General features: G+C 62.6%; 14 protein-coding genes and 1 pseudogene. 6 read left to right on the top strand and 9 right to left on the bottom strand.

All coding sequences use genetic code 11. From position 1 onward, the window contains the following. Nucleotides 1-6 precede the first annotated feature (6 nt). Genes G3O01_RS02345 through G3O01_RS02330 form a run of 4 tightly spaced genes read right to left on the bottom strand, consistent with a single transcriptional unit; the run spans nucleotide 7 to nucleotide 4,885 of the window. Entirely contained in the window at nucleotides 7-975 is a 969-nt protein-coding gene (locus G3O01_RS02345) for an HlyD family secretion protein (protein ID WP_205802821.1), read from the bottom strand. A gap of 49 nt (nucleotides 976-1,024) precedes the next feature. Next, a complete protein-coding gene (locus G3O01_RS02340; protein WP_205802820.1) occupies nucleotides 1,025-1,225 on the bottom strand; it encodes a DUF1656 domain-containing protein in 201 nt (66 codons plus the stop codon). Then, nucleotides 1,209-2,705: an efflux transporter outer membrane subunit gene (locus G3O01_RS02335; protein WP_205802819.1), complete on the bottom strand. Its 1,497-nt coding sequence runs from the start codon at nucleotides 2,703-2,705 to the stop codon at nucleotides 1,209-1,211. Before G3O01_RS02335 ends, G3O01_RS02340 begins: the two co-directional genes overlap by 17 nt. Beyond that, a complete protein-coding gene (locus G3O01_RS02330) occupies nucleotides 2,702-4,885 on the bottom strand; it encodes an FUSC family protein (RefSeq protein ID WP_205802818.1) in 2,184 nt (727 codons plus the stop codon). Before G3O01_RS02330 ends, G3O01_RS02335 begins: the two co-directional genes overlap by 4 nt. 284 nt (nucleotides 4,886-5,169) lie before the next feature. On the opposite strand from G3O01_RS02330, the gene G3O01_RS02325 reads away from it, so the two are divergent. Next, a complete protein-coding gene (locus G3O01_RS02325) occupies nucleotides 5,170-6,090 on the top strand; it encodes a LysR family transcriptional regulator (RefSeq protein ID WP_205802817.1) in 921 nt (306 codons plus the stop codon). 152 nt (nucleotides 6,091-6,242) lie between these two features. Here the strand turns inward: G3O01_RS02325 and G3O01_RS02320 are convergent. The 4 genes and pseudogenes from G3O01_RS02320 to G3O01_RS02305 all read right to left on the bottom strand — a co-directional run. After that, nucleotides 6,243-8,081, bottom strand: a pseudogene (locus tag G3O01_RS02320) (winged helix-turn-helix domain-containing protein); the annotation flags it as partial. A gap of 216 nt (nucleotides 8,082-8,297) precedes the next feature. Further along, nucleotides 8,298-9,227 (bottom strand): MBL fold metallo-hydrolase, encoded by a 930-nt coding sequence (locus G3O01_RS02315; RefSeq protein WP_241023620.1) that lies wholly within the window; start codon nucleotides 9,225-9,227, stop codon nucleotides 8,298-8,300. 122 nt (nucleotides 9,228-9,349) lie between these two features. Then, entirely contained in the window at nucleotides 9,350-11,104 is a 1,755-nt protein-coding gene (locus G3O01_RS02310) for a cyclic nucleotide-binding domain-containing thioredoxin-disulfide reductase (protein WP_205802814.1), read from the bottom strand. A 53-nt stretch (nucleotides 11,105-11,157) separates the two neighbouring features. Continuing rightward, nucleotides 11,158-11,799: an HD domain-containing protein gene (locus G3O01_RS02305; RefSeq protein ID WP_205802813.1), complete on the bottom strand. Its 642-nt coding sequence runs from the start codon at nucleotides 11,797-11,799 to the stop codon at nucleotides 11,158-11,160. A gap of 597 nt (nucleotides 11,800-12,396) precedes the next feature. On the opposite strand from G3O01_RS02305, the gene G3O01_RS02300 reads away from it, so the two are divergent. From G3O01_RS02300 to G3O01_RS02290, 3 genes are all read left to right on the top strand, one after another. Further along, nucleotides 12,397-13,371, top strand: a complete 975-nt coding sequence (locus G3O01_RS02300) for a LysR substrate-binding domain-containing protein (protein WP_205802812.1) — start codon at nucleotides 12,397-12,399, stop codon at nucleotides 13,369-13,371. Next, entirely contained in the window at nucleotides 13,368-13,682 is a 315-nt protein-coding gene (locus tag G3O01_RS02295; RefSeq protein WP_241023562.1) for a hypothetical protein, read from the top strand. The genes G3O01_RS02300 and G3O01_RS02295 overlap by 4 nt, the downstream gene beginning before the upstream one ends. A gap of 1,055 nt (nucleotides 13,683-14,737) precedes the next feature. Continuing rightward, the gene (locus G3O01_RS02290) at nucleotides 14,738-14,875 is read left to right on the top strand and encodes a DUF3563 family protein (RefSeq protein ID WP_205802811.1); all 138 of its coding nucleotides are present in this window, start codon (nucleotides 14,738-14,740) and stop codon (nucleotides 14,873-14,875) included. Nucleotides 14,876-14,879: 4 nt separating this feature from the next. On the opposite strand, the gene G3O01_RS02285 is transcribed toward G3O01_RS02290, so the two are convergent. Then, a complete protein-coding gene (locus G3O01_RS02285) occupies nucleotides 14,880-15,752 on the bottom strand; it encodes a LysR family transcriptional regulator (RefSeq protein ID WP_205802810.1) in 873 nt (290 codons plus the stop codon). 101 nt (nucleotides 15,753-15,853) lie between these two features. Between G3O01_RS02285 and G3O01_RS02280 the strand changes: the two genes are divergently transcribed. Both G3O01_RS02280 and G3O01_RS02275 read left to right on the top strand, forming a co-directional pair. Further along, nucleotides 15,854-17,128, top strand: coding sequence for an MFS transporter (locus G3O01_RS02280; protein WP_205802809.1), 1,275 nt, complete (start codon nucleotides 15,854-15,856; stop codon nucleotides 17,126-17,128). Nucleotides 17,129-17,148: 20 nt separating this feature from the next. Continuing rightward, entirely contained in the window at nucleotides 17,149-17,529 is a 381-nt protein-coding gene (locus G3O01_RS02275; protein WP_205802808.1) for a VOC family protein, read from the top strand. The last annotated feature ends 29 nt before the right edge of the window (nucleotides 17,530-17,558 follow it).

Below are 17,558 nucleotides of genomic sequence, written 5' to 3'. Positions count from 1 at the left end.
GCGCTTTTACGTGCCCGTGCGTTTGCGGGGCAGCAACGTAACCGTGCAGGTCATGCCCGCCGCGAGATGCATGCCGGCCGGGATCCTGTCCAGGTGCACGCGCACCGGCACGCGCTGCGCGAGCCGAACCCATGTGAAGATCGGGTTCACGTTCGCCAGCAGATCGCCGCTGGTCGGATTGTCGCGGTCGGCGATACCGCTCGCCAGACTGTCCACATGCCCCTGAATATCGACGCCGCCCGACAGCAGCCGCACCACCGCATGATCGCCGACCTGCACTTGCGGAATCTTGGTTTCCTCGAAATAGCCGTAGACCCAGAACGAGTGTGCGTCGATCAGCGCCATCCGCGCCGTGCCTGCCGTCGCATAGTCGCCCGGCCACAGGTTCAGGTTCGTGATGTAGCCGTCGGTGGGCGCCTTCACCACGCTTCGCGTCAGGTTGAGCTGCGCGGTCTGCTGCTCGACAAGGGCTGTTTTGTACTCCGCCTCGGCCGCCGCGTAAGCCGCCACGTTGGCGCGATACGCGGCATCGGACTGGTTCGCCGCCGACGCTGCATCTTCACGGGTTTCGTCCGAGATCACGTCGCCCGCGAGGTTCGCGCGACGCGCCGCCTGCTCGCGCTTCATCCGGTCGAGCGATGCGCCTTCGGACATCTGCGCTTTTGCCTTCGCCATGTCGGCCTGCGCCCGCGCGACGTCGGCCGCTGCCTGTGCGACTGCGTAATTGAAGCGATACGGGTCCAGCACGAACAGCACGTCGCCCCGATGCACGAACTGGTTGTCCTTCACGCGCACTTCGCTGACGAGTCCCGACACATCGGTTGCCACGTCGATCACGTCGGCGCGCACGCGGCCATCGCGCGTCCACGGCGAATACATATAGTTGACCCACAGCAGGCGCACCAGCACCACGGCGATCAGCAGGATCGTCACGGTAAATAGCGCACGTAGAAAGGATTGCGGTTTGATCGTCATGTTCTTATGCAGGCGGATTCAGTTCGACAAGGGCCGTGCGCGTCCCGCTTCACAGTCGCACCAGCAGTGAAACGCCGCTGAACATCGCGGCGAAGAGCGCCACGCGGAACAGCCCCGGATGCCACGCGTACCGGTAAATGCCAAGGCGCGCGAGCAGCAGATCGAGGACCACGAAGACCACCACGCAGCCGATCAGCACGGGCAGCAGATAAGGCACGAGGAACGAACAGAATTCAATTTCGGCTGGCATGGTCAGGCTCCATTGCAGCGCGGTCGGCTGCCGTCGCGGCGAAACCGCCGCCCAGTTCTTTCATCAGCAGCGCCCACGCGTCGAGCCGTTTGGCCTCGACGTCGGCGAGCCGTTCTTCCTGCTCCAGTTGCGCGTTCTGCGCGGCGAGCACGTTGAGAAATTCGGTGATGCCGTTGCGGTAGCCCGAATCGGCAAGGCGGTAGGCGTCGCGTGCAGCATCGAGCGTGCTTTCGATCGACCCCTGTTGCCCATCGAGCGCGTGCAGCGAAGTGACTTGCGCGGCGACGCCGCGCATCGCGTCGACGATGGCTGCGTTGTATGCGTCGACGGCGGCATCGCGGTCCGATACGGCCACGCCATATTCGCCGCGCAGCCGCCCGCCATCGAAGATCGGAAGCGAAATGGCCGCGCCGAGGCTATGGCCCGCGCCGTTGCTGCTCAACAGATTGAGGAACCCGCCGAAGGTCGCCGCCGATCCAAGCGACGCTGTAGCAAGCAAATCGATGTTCGGGTAGAAAGCCGCGTGTGCGGCGGCCATGCCTTTCTCGTCTGCCAGCACGCGCCAGCGCTGCGCGACGATATCGGGCCGATGGCCGATCAGATCGACGGGCAATGACGTGGGCAACGCAATGGGCACATTCAGCGCGAGCGCCGGGCGCTTCAGCGTGTCGCCGTAACCGGCGCCCTTGCCCGCGAGCGCCGCGATATCGATGCGGCTCAATGCAAGCTGCTGCTGCGCTTCCTGCACTTTCGTCACGCTCGTCGCCAGTTGCGTGGTGGCCTGCGCCACTTCCAGGCGGCTGCCGATGCCCGCTTGTAACCGGCGCTGAGCAATGTCGAGTGAATGCTGTTCTTCCTGCTGCACGCTTTGGTACGCGTCGAGCAATGCGTATTGCAGCGCGAGTTGCACATAGGCGCGCACCACAGCCGTTTGCAGTTCGACTACGGCAAAGCGGTCGTCGGCTACGGATGCCTGCACGGCATCGAGCGCGCCTTCGCGTATCGCGCGGTTCTTGCCCCACAGGTCGAGGTCGTACGAAAGCCCCGCCGATACGCTGTTGTTCCAGACCGTCGTGCCGCCCGGCGGCGCAGGCGTCGTGTAGCGCGCAAAACGTTGTCGCTCGAAATTGCCCGCGGCGTCGACCTGCGGCAGTTCCGCCGCGCCCGCAACCTGTGCCTGATAGCGTGCGTTATCGATGCGCGCCTGTGCTTCTTTCAGGCCTGGATTGCCCGCCGTCGCATCCTTCACGAGCGTGTCGAGTTGCGGGTCGGCCCATTGCTTCCACCAGTCGTCGGTGGGCCACGCGGCGTCCTGGCGGGTCGTGCGGATCGCGTTGCCGGCATCGAGCGATGCGGGGTTCAACTCGGTCTCATGCGGGCGAATGCCGCCGCTGTTGATGCACGAGCAAAGCAGCACGCACAGTGAAGCCGCAGACAGCGCCCGGCATACGACGCTCGACATGGAAATGTGCCGCGTCATGCCAAGGCTCCCTTGGCGGCCGCTGTCGTTTGCCATAACGGCAGCGTGCCGTCTTTCAATATCAGCTCGGTGAAGTGCATGAGGCGGCGCATCCGCTTCGCAATCAACGCATCGGCCGATGCATCGTCGAATTCGACCAGCGCAAGTGCGCGTTGCGCGTGCTCTGTCGCCTGCAACGCCCGGTCGCGTGCCTGCGCACTCGCAGCGGCGAACACGTCGGCCATCGCATCGAGCCATTCATCCTCGCGCGCGTGCCAGCCTTCGGGCAAATGCGCGGCCAAACGCGCTGTGTCCTTCCGAATCACGATCATCGCGCGGCCCACTTCGAGCGCCGCGAATGCCGATGCGACGAGCCGCGTCTGATCGACACGCTCTCCTGCTGGCGCCGACGCGATCCGCATGATGAAGCCGCGCATGCCAGACTCGAACCGTGGGGACAGCGCTTCGAGGTCGTCGTCGAGCGCGGACCTGGCAAGCAGCGCGCGGATCTGCTTCAGGTATTGCCGCGAAATCCAGTCGCCCGCAAGCGGCACGATCGTCGAAAACGCGACGGCGGCAGCGGCGATACCGAGCGACAGGCCAAAAGCCGTGTCGAGAAATTGCGCGGGATGATATGTGACGGGATTCGCGATGTTGACCGTGTAGCAGAAGAACACGCCGAAGCCGAGACCGAGTGTGGCCGTCTTCGGAAACGTATTCAGATAGCTGCTGACGACGATCGGAAACGCGATACACGCTGCCAGCAACGCGAAGCTGTCGAACAGCGGAAAGACGAAAAACGCGAAGCCGAAGCCGACTATCGCGCCCGCCACGCAGCCGCAGAACATCTGCCAGCTTGCGACGACGGGATCGGGCGCCAGCGTGAACAGCGCGCTGACGATCGCAACGGAAACCAGCGCGCTCGATCCGCCGACCCAGCCCGACGCGAGCCACATCGCGCCCACCGACAGCACGGCCGTCGCCGCGCGCAGGCCGTTGATGATGGCCGCCGCGCGGTTCGACGTAGCACGCGTGCTGTCGATATGCGTGAGCAGACGCAGCACCGATTGCTGGCGCGCGCGCGGATCAGCGCGCCGCGCTTCGACGAAGCTGCGGCATAGTTCGCGCAGATTGCCGATGAAGCCATGCATCGCCGCACCCGTCATTTCGACGAAGATGCGCTGCGACGCGGGTTCGTCTTCGAGCAGTTTCAATGCGGCATCGATGCGCGCTTTCAGCGAACGCTCGAAGTCCGCGAGCGGCGCCGACAACGCATCGAGTTGCATCTCCGGCGATGCACCCGGCGCGATGCCGTCCGGCACGATGGCAAGCAACGCGCCGATCATCTCATTCGCGGCTTGCATCGCGCGCGAGCCCACTTCGACGGACGCCTGCCCGATCACCTGATGCAACGCATGCGCCGACGCAAGCGTATCGACGAAACTCGTATCGAGCTTGATAAACGCGTGATTCTGCAGGCGGATCGACGGGTCTTCGAACACGGCGCCGACCCGCAGGCCCTGCACATTCGCGCGCTCGCGCAGAAGATCGAGCATCGTGCCGAAGCCGTCTTTTGGCGGCGCGGTGCCCAGCAACGTGTGAATGGCCGCGAACAGATGCCCCACATTGCCGCTGCTCGCCGCGAAAAGATCGGGCGTCACACGGCGCGGCAGGATCAGCGCGCTGACGAGACTCGCGCACGACACGCCGATCACCACTTCACTGACGGTATAGACCAGATTGTCGAACACGCCGTACGGATTCGACAGCGTGGGCAACGACGTGATCGCCGTTGCATAACCCGTCAGCAGAAAACCATACGACTGAAAATTGCGGAAGTACGACGAACCGAACACGCACAGACCAATCCACGCGGCCAGCACGATCAGAAAGAGCCACGACGCCTGCGAAAACAGCGACACCAGCACCAGGCCCGCGAGACTGCCGCACAGCATGCCGAGCCCGCGATAGAATCCCCGCGCGATCACCATGCCGCTTTGCTGGAACATCATCACGACGATGCACGACACCATCGCCGTGCCGGGTCCACGCAGTTCGAGACGCATGCACAGGCCCATCGCGAGTGTCGCGGCGAGCGCAACCTTTGCGACATGCCTGAAGCGCGGATAATCGTCGCTCCAGTATTGCCTGAGTTCGTCACGCCATCGCAGCGGCGCCGCGATGCCTGCATCGGGATTCATAGGGATGTCCGTATTCTGTAGATCGGTACGGCATCGCGGCCTTTGTTGCGAAGCAGATGCAAAGCACTTCGCAATGCGGCCCGCACGATGCGTACGGTGGAGGCTTCGAGTGTGCGCGAAGCGGGGTCATGTCGATTGCTGAATTGCACGCTCATGCCTGATTGCGCCAGCCAATGCCAACCATCGCAATCACGTATTGCGTCAGGATTTATGGGCCTGCATGCTAGTGCCCATACTCATTCAACGCTTCGCACAAGCGCCCGCTCTCCGCCACCACGCTACTCATGAATCTTTCTTTTGAAGTCTTGCAGGCACTCGATGCTATCGACCGCACGGGCACCTTCGCCGCCGCAGCGGAAGAACTGCACAAGGTGCCGTCGTCGCTGACGTATCTGGTTCAGAAGCTGGAAGTCGACCTGGGCGTGAAGCTGTTCGAGCGTACCGGTCGCCGCGCGAAGCTCACGCATGCGGGCCGCGTCATCGTCGAGGAAGGCAGGCGTCTGCTCGAAGCAGCGCGCGAACTCGAACAGAAAGCGAAGCGCATCGAGCACGGCTGGGAGTCGGAACTGCGCGTCGCCATCGACGAGATCATTCCGTTCGAACTGATCTGGCCTCACGTGACGGAGTTCTACAAGCTCAATCTCGGCACGCGACTGGTGCTGTCGAAGGAAACGCTCGGCGGCTCGTGGGATGCGTTGATTACGCGGCGTGCCGACCTCGTGGTCGGCGCAGCGGGCGAGCCGCCGCCCATTGCAAACCTTGTCGCCAAGCCGATTGGCTCATTGAAACATGCATTCGTGATCGCACCCGGCCATCCGCTTGCCACGGCCGTCGAGCCCTTGCCGATGGATGTCGTTGCCCGTCATCGCGCGGTCGCGATCAGCGACACGTCGCGCAAGCTCGCACCGCGCACGATCGCGCTTGCCGTCAATCAGGAAGTGCTGACCGTGCCCACGCTCGAAGCCAAGCTCAATGCGCAGATGCGCGGCCTGGGCGTGGGCACGGTGCCCGAATGTATCGCCGCCGGTCCGTTGAATCGCGGGCAACTGGTGCGCAAGGAAGTATCGGGCATGCGCGAGCTCACGCACTTCTATCTCGCCTGGCGCGACGACGAAGCGGGCAAGGCGCTGCGCTGGTGGGTCGATCAGCTCGATCGTCCCGACCTGATCGATGAGGTTGCGCAGCGGCGCGCGGCCATGGGGTGATGTCTTTTCAGCGTTCAGCGCTACGCGTATCCGTGCAACGGCGTAGCGCCTGATGGCCTGCTTTCCTGTTTATTCACCGATTCCTTTTCCTGTACCGGCAGTTGTCCCGTTGCGTTGATGGCGTTGATGCCACGCCCTTCGCACAGCTTCGACAAACCCCGTAACGCGCGAGCATCGAACATGTCATCGCCGGAAGTGATCGCGCCCACTAGCACCTCTTTCCAGATCGCATAGGTTTCCGCGTTGGGACCGTGAATTCGCACGAGCGTCGAGCCGAGCGCAGCGAGCAGCCGCAACCGCGCGCGCAGATGCAGCGGTGTAACCGCGCCGGACGACATGACGGCAAGCGCGCGCCGCGCCCATGCACAGCATTCGTCGAACAGCGACAGTTCGTAGAACAGGAAAATCGCGTTGACGGATAGCGTTTCGCGCAACGCTTCATCGCCTTCATCCGACAACACCCAGGCGAGCGCCGCGCGCACTTCGTCGAGCAGCTCGGGCATGCGGTTGCGCCAGCATTCGCTTGCGGACCGGCTTTGCGCACGTGCATTGCCGTCGATCAATGCGGACAGATAACGCGCGTGGTTCAATGCAACGATGCGGCGTTCGCCGTTGTCGTCGAGCTTTTGCAGCGCGTACATGCGCGTGGTTTCGAGCAGGCGGAACGACGCGTTGCCCGGCCCGGTGCTTGCGACCACCAGCGACTTTTCGACGAGTGCAGCGATTGCCGCTACGACATCCAGTTCACGCGTGCCGTGATCGCTTGCAACGGCAATCGCGGCTTCGAGCGGAAAGCGGTCCGCGAAAATGCCGACGCGGCGCAAGGTCTTGCGTTCGGCTTCGTCGAGCAGCGCATAGCTCCAGTCGAGCGTCGCCTTCAGCGTCTGATGACGCGGCAATGCGGTGCGCGTGCCACCCGTCAACATGCCGAAGCGGTCATCGAGATGCGCGGCCAGCGTGTCGATGCCGAGCAGCGCGGCGCGCGCCGCAGCGAGTTCGATGGCAAGCGGAATGCCGTCGAGCCGTCGGCACACCATGCCCGTCACGTGGATGCTCGCTTCGTCGGCGGCAAAGCGGGCGTCGATGGCACGCGCGCGCAGCAGGAAGAGGCTCACTGCGCTTAAGCGACGTACGCGTTGCACATCGTCGTCGGGTTCGGGCACGTCCAGAGGCGGCACGCGATACAACGCTTCAGCCGGAATACGCAAGGGCTCGCGGCTCGTCGACAGCACGCGCAGCCGCGGGCAGGCGTCCAGCAAATGATTCGCCAGCTGCGCCGCCATATCGATCACATGCTCGCAGCTATCGAGCACGATCAGCACGCGCCGCGTACCGATCGCTTCGACGATGCGCTCGCGCGTCGACGGACAGCCCTCGGGCGGCACGCCCGTCACGCATGCAACGGTAGCCAGCACGCCGCTCATGTCGGACGCGGAGCTCAGCGACGCGAGGAACACTCCGTCCGGCGCACACGCCAGCATGCCCCGCGCGACTTCGATCGCAACGCGCGTCTTGCCGATGCCACCCGAGCCGACGAGCGTCACGTGACGCGCGCTGCCAAGCGCATGACTGACCTCCGCGATCGCATCGTCACGGCCAACGAGCGCGGAACTGTAGGCGGGCAGATTGTTGGGCACCGCGCTTTGCGTGAACGCATGCTGCCCGGCAAGCGCAGGCACGGCGTGGTCGTGCACTACCGTTGCCGATGCATGCACGAGCAGATAGCCGCGCCCTGCGATCGTCTTGATCAGGTCGCGGCTGTCGCCGAGCAGCTTGCGCAGCCCCGACATATGCACCTGCAGATTGTTGTCGCCAACCACCGTTCCCGGCCACACACGCTCCAGAATCGCTTCCTTCGACACCAGCCCGCCCTGCGCTTCGATCAGCAATTCGAGTATGTCGAATGCACGATTACCGATGCGTACCAGCTTGCCGTCGGTGCGTGCTTCACGGCGTACAAGATCGATATCGAGCGGTCCAATTCTGATCATGAGTGGATCATGAGACGGTTCGCACACAGATGCGCGCGCAACACTTCACAGTGCGCGCAACTGAATCGCAAGCGATAGAAACCCCGGATCGGGCAAGGCACGATGAGAAGCATGCTGCATATCGGTTGATGTGCCTGGAAGTCTAGAACGGAGCGGCCTGCGCATGGGTGGAAAAATCCGAACGATCCGTTCGAAAATTTTGAAGCCGTTGCCTGCTCATCGACCAGGCGAAGCATCGTAATTGACGGGCACCCATTGATACGTCGCGCCGTCTTTGCGGATATGCCCGAGGCCCGGAAACGCAATATGCGCCGCCGCAACGAGATCGCGCCGCCCGGCCGCAAGGTCCAGCAGTTCGCGTCGCGCGCGTTGCGCGGCACGTGCATCGCTGTCGTACTCGACGGATGCAGCGGGGTTCTGCAACTGGATTGCGGCCACGTGCACGATATCGCCCCACACCAGCAGGCGCTGCGACGCGCTCTCGACCACATAGATGCTGTGTCCCGGCGTATGTCCGGGTTCGACGAGCGCGCGGATGCCCGGCTCCAGTGCGACATCGTTGCCGCTAAATGGCTTGAATCTGTTTGCCGCGAGGTACGGCGCGACGGATGCGCGGGCGGCATCGAAGAAGCTGCGGAGGAACGCGGGCGCTTTCGCCTTGTTCGCCGGGTCGAGCCAATAGTCGGCCTCGGCCTGACTGGTGCGCACGATGGCGTTCGGAAACGTCATCGCACCATTCGATACGACGCCGCCTACATGGTCTTTGTGAAGATGCGTGAGCAGCACTTCATCGACGTCTTCCGGCTTGTAGCCGGACGCGCGCAGGTTCACGATCAGCTTGCCGCAGCAATCGCCGTACAGAACGCCTGCGCCTGTATCGATGAGCACGAGCTTCGCGCCCGTGTTGATGAGGAACGCGTTGATCGAGCCTTGCACGGGCGGTTGCAGGAACTCGCGGTCGAGCTCGTGCGCGATCTCCGCTTGCGAAACACCTTGAACGACGGTGTCGATGGGAAACGGATGCGTGCCGTCGGATAGCGCCGTGACTTCGACCTCGCCTACCGTGATCCGGTAGAAGCCGGGCGCCTGCGTACCGGCTTTTGGCGCAGCGGCATGAGCAACCCCGACAACCCCCGCAACGCACATGCACGACAGGAAAAGACATGCGTGCAGCCATGCTGCACGCAACGTGTTGAAACGGTCCATGGATGTTCTCTCACTCGCTTTGACAAGCGCCAAAGCATAGCGAGCGGACCGGATCGCAGTATTTAATTGTTCTGTGTGTTCTGTGCCGCCGCGTTGCAATGCGCGAGATAGGCGTGAATCTGACTGACCACGGCAGCCCCATCGCCCACCGCCGACGCCACCCGCTTGGTTGATTCCGAGCGCACATCGCCCACCGCGAACATGCCGGGCAAGCTGGTTTCGAGCGGATAGTGAATGCCTGTGCCCGTATGCGTCGGCACACGCCGCGCGAAGCCCGTCACGACGAAGCCGTGGCTATCGAGTTCGACGCCGCTCGCCATCAGCCAGTCCGTTTTCGGATCCGCGCCGATGAAGAGGAACAGATGGCGTGTCTCGATGGTCTCGTCGTCCTCGCCTTCGCGCCGCACATGGACATGCGTGAGTCCCGCTTCATCGCCTTCGAGCGCCTGCAACGTGCAGCGCGTGCAGACGGAAACGTTCGGCAATGAGCCGATGCGATCGATCAGGTACTTCGACATGCTCGCAGTCAGATCGGCGCCGCGAATCAGCACACGGATGCTGCGCGCGAAGTTCGCCAGAAACACGGTAGCCTGCCCCGCGGAGTTGCCGCCGCCGATCAGCACGATGTCCTGACCTTTGACCAGCTTGGCCTCGATGGGCGACGCCCAGTAGTACGTGCCGCGCCCTTCGAAGCGCTCAAAACCGGTGACGTGCGGCTTGCGATACGCCGCGCCGCTCGCCACCACGACGGTACGCGCGCAGACGCGCTGCCCGTCCAGCAGCGTCAGACCATGCACGCCGTCGTCCGTATCGACGCACGTGACCTTGCCGGGAATCGCCAGATGCGCGCCGAACTTGAGCGCCTGCTGGAACGCGCGGGCGGCGAGCGCCTGGCCTGAAATGCCCGTCGGAAAGCCGAGGTAATTCTCGATCCGCGAACTCGCGCCCGCCTGCCCTCCTGGCGCGCGTTGATCGAACACGGCGACGGACAACCCTTCCGTCGCCGCATAGACAGCTGCTGCGAGCCCTGCCGGCCCGGCCCCCACGATCGCGACGTCGTAGATATGCGAGGGTTCGAAGGTCGGCACGAGGCCGAGGCACGACGCGAGTTGCGCTTCGTCGGGCGCGCGCAGCACGGAGCCGTTCGGGCAGAACACCAGCGGGAAGTCGTCCGGCCCTGTCGTGATGCCGGCGAGCAGCGTAGCCGCGTCGGCATCGTGACGCGCGTCGATCACCATCGCGGGATACGCATTGCGGCGCAGAAAGCCCTGCAGCCGGACAAGGCGCGCATCGTCGCCATTGCCGACGATAATCGGCCCGAGCCCCTGCTCGATCAGCCCGAGCCGCCGCAGGATCAGCGCGCGCATGATGTGCTCGCCGAGCTGCGCATCCGCGACGATCAACGCGCGCAGCTTTTCCGGCGACACCATCAGCGTGTCGCAATCCGTCAACGCCATGCCGTCGATCAGCGCGGGCTTGCCCGACAACTGCGCCATCTCGGCCATGAAATGACCGTCGTCGTGCTCGGTCACGAGCGTCGAGCGGCCAAGGCTGTCACGCGAACTGATCCGCACGTGCCCGTGCAGCAGCACGAAAAGCCCCAATGCAATGCGGCCCGTTTCGAAGATCAGCTCGCCGGCCTTGAACGACATCGGCTGCGCGAAGCGGCGCAGGCTTGCGATCTGCGCAGCGGAAAGCCGCGGAAACATCTGATGCTGCCGGTATTCGAGCGACGAATACGGCATGGCCAGGTCCGGCGCGTTCGCATCGGGTTCGCTGGACATGAGAGGCGGAATGTTGATCGCCGGGGTGCTCATTGCTTTTTGCCCTGCCTTGACTGAATGTTCTGATTGCCCTGATGCGGCGACCGCTAGTTTGGCCACTCCGAACCCAGCACCAGCCCGCAGAAATTCAGGCGCCGATAGTCGGGATCCCATCTGTCGAGCACATCTGCGTTGACGGTGCCGAATGTCGTTTCGGGGCGATGCTCCATGCCGCGCGCGTACGCTTCGATCAGCTTCGTCTTGAAGCCGCGCTCCCTCGGAAACGCCTGCACGATGGCATCGCGCTGCTGCGTGGTGAATTCGTAGTAGCGCGCGCCGCGCACGTCCATCTGCACACCGGCGCTGACGAGCGCGACGAGCGGCGACATGTGCGCCGGAATGCCGGGCGTCGTATGCAGCGCGACGGCCGTCCATACGTCGGCAGCGGCCCGTTCGTCGACGTTGTGACCGAGCAGGAATTCGCGCGCCGCGTTTGCGCTGTCGATCTCGAAGCGGTTCGGCGAATGGCTGTAGCGCGCATTCAGGCCGACATTGTGAAAAAGCGCGCCGACATAGAGTAGTTCGAGATCGAGTGGAAGCGCTTCCTTTGCGCCGATCAGTGCGGCAAACAGAAACACGCGCAGCGCGTGGTGCAACAACATTTCGGGCTCGATGCCACAAACCTGCTCGTATGCCGCGAAGGCCAGCGCGCTCTCGGGAATCTCGACGCCGGCAATATTCTTGTTCATATCGACTCCTCCGGGCCGGATGACGCCCGGCCATGTGCTCCAGTGCAGCCGGCTTCTCCGACGCATCTCGCAGCGTAGCAATGCGGAGTGAAGAATACTTTGTCCGGCGATTAAAAAACCTGAATACACGCGATGAAATTCGCGCACTTCGAATGCGGGTCTGATCGGCTGCTGAGCCTTGTCACGCCCGTGTGAGCACGGATGGCGCGCCACGAAACACCAGGCGTTTTGACTAAACACATGGCTGCTAGCGATGCCGACGGATGCGTCGCATGTGGCATCCACCTTTAATTTTTCTGAAGCGCACGCAGTGCGTCGTGCAGGGTGGTTGCGTGCAGCGCAATGCAGGCCTGCAGCATCGATGGATTCATCTCGCCGCGCGCAACGACGCTTCGGCGAGCACCTTCCCGGCTAGCGTTCGATAGCGGATTGCACGCCAACCTATACCTGCGTATGAGGCTCTGACTACTTGGATTAAACGGCCGTCCCAACGTACGATGGTTCAATCCGTCGCCTCGATCTATCTTTGTCTCATGCGGCAAAAGATGTATTCCGCACCAGCCAAAACGGATCAGACAGCACGAGGTGAACGGTTCCATGGACAAGATCTTGAGCATGCGCATCTTCTCGCGCGTCGTCGAGTCGGGCAGCTTCAGCGCGGTGGCCGAGCATATGAACTGCAGCACGGGCAGCGTGTCGCGCGCGGTATCGACGCTCGAAGGCCAGTTGCAGGCGCGCCTTCTGCAACGCACGACGCGCAAGGTTTCGCTGACGGAACCGGGCGAGCGCTACTACCAGAAGTGCAAGAAGATCCTCGCCGATCTCGAAGAAGCCGAAGCCGAAGCGGGCGACGCACACACCTGCGCACGCGGCACGTTGCGGATTCACTGCGTGACCGAGCTGGGCCTCGCGCAACTGACGCATTCCGTCCTCGAGTATCGCAAGCGCTTTCCCGCCGTCGCGGTGCAGCTGAAGTTCCTGCCGCGCATGGCGAATCTGCTCGAAGACGAAGTGGACGTATCGATCGTCTCCGCGCCGACGTTGCCCGACTCGCGCAACGTCTGCAAGCTGATTGGCCACTGCGAGCGCGTGCTGGTCGCTTCGCCCGCTTTTCTTCAGACGCATGCGATAGAAAGCGCGAGCGATCTCGACGAACATGCGCTGACGCCAATGCCGTTCCGCGTCGAACCGAACGATCACCACGTAAAGCTGAGCCTCGTGAAGCCGGCAGCACAATCGACGGCACCGGAAGGTTCGGGACAGTTCGCGATCAACGATACCGAGGCGATCCGCATTGCAGCGCTGGCGGGCGCGGGCGTCGCGGCGTTGCCGGTTCATTGCGTGATCGACGATATTCGCGCTGGAAGGTTGCTTCAGCTTTTCCCTGAATCGCGGCTTCAAAATACGAGCGTTTTCGCCGTTTATTCAAGCCGGCATCACATCGACGCGAAGATCAAGACCTTCATCGACTTCATGACGTCGCACCTTAGAGCTGTGCTCGACGCGAGTTTGTTGAGCGAGCAGGCGCAACCCGGCTTGAACCGTCTTGCGCGCGTAATGGAGAATGCATGATGCGCACTCTTGCCCTTCCCCGTTTTCGGCCTTTTTATACGATTGCTGCGTGCAGCGTCGTTCTTGCCGCGACCTGTGCGTATCAGGCGCCTGGCATGATGCAGGCGATTCTTGTGGTTGGCGCGAATGCGCAATTGCCGCTTGAGCGGCTGGCTGCTGATGCTGGCAAGCCGGAAGCTGTTTCTTCTACCGCGGTATCCGTGCAGGTGCGGCCTGCTGTTGATGTGGCTCGGCCTGCGCGGGAGCGGCATCCGCGGCGGGATGTGCATGGGTATGAGCGGGGTGTTACTGATTATAAGTACTGGACTTGATGAGGGTTGGTGGGTTGGCTTGCGATGCTGGTTTGGTTTGCTTTTGTTGTCGCTGGCATCCGCGTGATGTTTTCGTTGTTCATGCGTTGCCCCTGTGCGGGGCGGCATTTGGTTCGGTTTGTCTCGCGACGCTGGTTTGCTTGGGCTTTCGCTGGCATCCGCGACGTGATGTACCCCTTCACGCGTCGCCCCTGTGCGGGGCGGCACTTACTTTCTTTGCCGCCGCAAAGAAAGTAAGCAAAGAAAGCGGGCTAACACCGCCCGTTCTTGACCTCCGCCTGAGGGCCCCCAACGGGTCCCCTCCTTCATGCGGCGCCGCTCTTCTCGACGCCCGCTGCCAACGCTTCGAATTGGCTCATCACCCGCTTCACACTCCCGCGTCGCCACACGCGCGATCGCATCGCGCACGTTCTATAGCGGCAAACTGTGTGTAGGCTTTCGCGCCGTATGCGCTCCACTTCGGACTGAAAAGCACGATCGGTGTCGTAAGAGCGCTGACTTGTGAAGCACTACGACCTACACACAGTTTGCCACCTGGGCGGCCGTAACCAGTCGCTGCCGGTTGCTGCGCTACGGGTGATTGAAGTGGGTGAGGCGCTCGATTAGAGCGTTGGCAGCGGGCGGTGACTGAGAAGTTGCCATGTGAAGGATAAGAACCGTTGGGGGCCCTCAGGCGGAGGTCAAGAACGGGTGGTGTTAGCCCGCTTTCTTTGCTTACTTTCTTTGCGGCGGCAAAGAAAGTAAGTGCCGCCCCGCACAGGGGCAACGCCTGAGGCACCAGTAACAAATCGCGGATGCCAGCGAACGCACGAGCAAACCAACCCAGCGTCGCAAGACAAACCGAATGCATATGCCGCCCCGCACAGAGGCAACGCCTGAAACATAAAAGCAAGAAAAAACCAAACTGACATCAAAAAAAGTTAGTCCACACCGAACACATTCCAACCTGCAGGACCCTGCAAAAAACCGAACAAGCCCGCCCGCCAAGGCACGCACCCAAATGGCACGTTCGATGCAAATGATTGCGTCATAGCCAACGCATCAGGATGCACATCATGCTCGCATACCTATTCAGAATGATCATCAACCTGCTGGACCAGGCCGAGCACAGCCGCCGCGACGTGTATCTCGCTTCGGCCGTCGATATCTTCGAACTCGAACGCCGCATGCGCTCGATCGAAGCAGGCGATTAGCTAATCACAGCAATCCGATCAGATTGCCTAACGCCGCGGACGCGTCCCCTTCACGCCATCCCAGCGCGAGACGCGCCCGCATCTTCGTGCCCTGCACGTCCACATAACGCACGCCCTTCACCTGCACTTGCGCAATCGCAGCGGGCACGATCGACACGCCAAGACCTGCCGCCACCAGATTGATCACCGACGACACCTGCGGCGCAGGCTGCGCGAGCCGCGGACTGAAGCCCGCCTCGGCACACGCGCGCACGATCTCATCATGCAGCGTGACGCCGGCGGGCCCCGGCACGAGCACGAAAGGTTCATCCGCCAATGCTGTCAACGGCAAGCGCCGCTTTGATGCAAGCGGATGCGCGGACGGCAGCACGATTTTCATCGCCTCGTCCGCAAAGCGATGCATCTGAATGTTGTCCGGCGACGTCGGGCCTGGCCGAAAGAACACAGCATCGAGCCCGTCGTCGAGCAGGCGTTGCAGCAATGCCGGCGTGTTGGCCTCTTCGAGCGTGAGATCGACAGTCGGATGGCGACGCTTGAAGCGATGGATCAACGCAGGCACGACAGGATTGAATGCCGCCGAGCCGGTAAAGCCGATCCGCAGCCGCCCAGTCTCACCGCGCGCGGCTCTCTGCGCCGCACGTGCAGCGCGCTCGGCTCCACTCAATACGCGCTGTGCCTCGATCAGAAACGCCTCGCCCGCCCCCGTCAGTTCCGCGCCGTGCGCCGTTCGACGAAATAATTCGACGCCCAGTTCGCGCTCGAGACTCTTGATCTGCTGGCTAAGCGGCGGCTGCCCAATACCCAGCTTTTCGGCCGCACGTGTGAAGTTGCGTTCGTTCGCAACTTCGATGAAATATCGCAAATGACGTAGTTCCATGCCAGTGCTAAAAGATATCGAGTTAGCCAGTTTCATATATTGGACAGTATAGCTGTGCCGCAGGACAATTCTCGCGTCACAGTCGAACGCCCTTCTTGTCCATGAGTTCCGATCCAGCCGTTGCGACGCCCGATCGCATCGAAGCATCCAGCCCACTGCCGAAACTCGCCGCCGCATCGGGCGTGCGGCCAGGCTCAGCAGCGTTTCTCCGCATCAACATCGCGCTCTTTCTGGCAGGCTTTTCCACCTTCTCGCTGCTCTATTGCGTGCAGCCGCTGCTGCCTGTTTTCGCCGCTGAATTCCATGTCGGCGCCGCGCAGAGTTCCCTCGCGCTCTCGTTGTCCACGGGCTTTCTCGCGTTTTCGATTCTCTGCGCGGGGGCACTCTCAGAGCGGTTCGGCAGACGCGGGCTGATTTTCGTGTCGATGACGCTCGCCGCGCTCTTCAACGTCTGCGCCGCGCTCGAAGCGGACTGGCACAGCATTCTCGTCGCCCGGGCTCTGGAAGGGCTTGCGCTCGGCGGCGTGCCCGCCGTCGCGATGGCGTATCTCGCGGAGGAAATCGATCCGCGCGGTCTCGGCTTTGCGATGGGGCTGTACGTTGGCGGCACGGCATTCGGCGGTATGATCGGCCGCGTCGGCATGAGCTATATGAGCGATCATCTGTCGTGGCGCACGGCAATGCTGACCATCGGCATCGTCGATGTACTGGCCGCGATTGCGTTCGTCTTGCTGCTGCCCAGCTCGCGCAATTTCGTCAAACGTGCTGATCTCAGTCCCGCTCATCACATTGCGCTATGGCGCAAGCATCTGACCGCCTCGACGTTGCCCGCCGTGTTCGCGACGGGATGCCTCGTCATGGGTGTGTTCGTCACCGTCTACAACTATGCAGGCTTCCGGTTGATGGCGCCGCCGTTCGATCTCAGCGCGACGCAAACGGGCCTCATATTCTGTTCGTATCTGTTCGGTATCGTCGCCGCGTCCAGCGCGGGCGCATTCGCCGATCGTTGCGGGCGCGGACCCGTGCTGATCTCGGGTGTCGTGGTCGCCGCGCTGGGACTCGCGTTGACCTTGTTGCACACGCTCGTCCCCGTCGTACTCGGCATCATCGTGCTGACCATTGGCTTTTTCATCACGCACTCGGTGGCGAGCGGCTGGGTCGGACAACTCGCCGATGGCGCGAAAGGCCATGCCACCTCGCTCTATCTGCTTGCGTATTATCTCGGTTCGAGCGTGCTTGGCTCGTGGGGCGGCTGGTTCTGGCAAAACGGCGCATGGCCGTCCGTCGCCGGGTTTGGCTTTGCAATGCTCGCCGTCTGCGGCACGCTCACGCTGTACGTCGCCCGTGTGCAAGTTCAAAAGGTACGCGCACGCTGACTCATAGAGGGAGTTTCTTCATGATCGATCATCTCGACCATCTGGTGCTGACCTGCACCGACGCCGAAGCGACAACGCGCTTCTATACGCAGGTCATGCAGATGCAACTGGAAACGTTCGGCGCGGGGCGTGTTGCGTTTCGCTTCGGCAATCAGAAGATCAATCTGCACGTGCGCGGCAGCGAATTCGAGCCGAAAGCGCACCTGCCCGTGTCTGGCGCGCTGGATCTGTGCTTCATCGCCTCGGTGCCGCTCGATCAGGTCATCGCGCATCTGGCCGCATGCGAGTGGCCGATTATCGAAGGGCCTGTTGAACGGACAGGTGCGACGCAGAAGATCCGCTCGGTGTATGTGCGGGATCCCGATCTGAATCTGATCGAGATCTCTGAGCTTTTGAATTAAGCGGCCCGAGGCGGCATACGCGTCACACG

This window comes from Burkholderia sp. Ac-20365 (assembly GCF_017104715.1).
Classification (GTDB): Bacteria; Pseudomonadota; Gammaproteobacteria; order Burkholderiales; family Burkholderiaceae; genus Paraburkholderia.
This window is presented reverse-complemented; position numbering and strand designations above follow the sequence as displayed.

Bases quoted from the DNA above. Each gene is read 5' to 3' on its own strand.
- G3O01_RS02345 (WP_205802821.1), bottom strand. From the start codon at position 975: ATGACGATCAAACCGCAATCCTTTCTACGTGCGCTATTTACCGTGACG.
- G3O01_RS02340 (WP_205802820.1), bottom strand. From the start codon at position 1,225: ATGCCAGCCGAAATTGAATTCTGTTCGTTCCTCGTGCCTTATCTGCTG.
- G3O01_RS02335 (WP_205802819.1), bottom strand. From the start codon at position 2,705: ATGACGCGGCACATTTCCATGTCGAGCGTCGTATGCCGGGCGCTGTCT.
- G3O01_RS02330 (WP_205802818.1), bottom strand. From the start codon at position 4,885: ATGAATCCCGATGCAGGCATCGCGGCGCCGCTGCGATGGCGTGACGAA.
- G3O01_RS02325 (WP_205802817.1), top strand. From the start codon at position 5,170: ATGAATCTTTCTTTTGAAGTCTTGCAGGCACTCGATGCTATCGACCGC.
- G3O01_RS02315 (WP_241023620.1), bottom strand. From the start codon at position 9,227: ATGTGCGTTGCGGGGGTTGTCGGGGTTGCTCATGCCGCTGCGCCAAAA.
- G3O01_RS02310 (WP_205802814.1), bottom strand. From the start codon at position 11,104: ATGAGCACCCCGGCGATCAACATTCCGCCTCTCATGTCCAGCGAACCC.
- G3O01_RS02305 (WP_205802813.1), bottom strand. From the start codon at position 11,799: ATGAACAAGAATATTGCCGGCGTCGAGATTCCCGAGAGCGCGCTGGCC.
- G3O01_RS02300 (WP_205802812.1), top strand. From the start codon at position 12,397: ATGGACAAGATCTTGAGCATGCGCATCTTCTCGCGCGTCGTCGAGTCG.
- G3O01_RS02295 (WP_241023562.1), top strand. From the start codon at position 13,368: ATGATGCGCACTCTTGCCCTTCCCCGTTTTCGGCCTTTTTATACGATT.
- G3O01_RS02290 (WP_205802811.1), top strand. From the start codon at position 14,738: ATGCTCGCATACCTATTCAGAATGATCATCAACCTGCTGGACCAGGCC.
- G3O01_RS02285 (WP_205802810.1), bottom strand. From the start codon at position 15,752: ATGGAACTACGTCATTTGCGATATTTCATCGAAGTTGCGAACGAACGC.
- G3O01_RS02280 (WP_205802809.1), top strand. From the start codon at position 15,854: ATGAGTTCCGATCCAGCCGTTGCGACGCCCGATCGCATCGAAGCATCC.
- G3O01_RS02275 (WP_205802808.1), top strand. From the start codon at position 17,149: ATGATCGATCATCTCGACCATCTGGTGCTGACCTGCACCGACGCCGAA.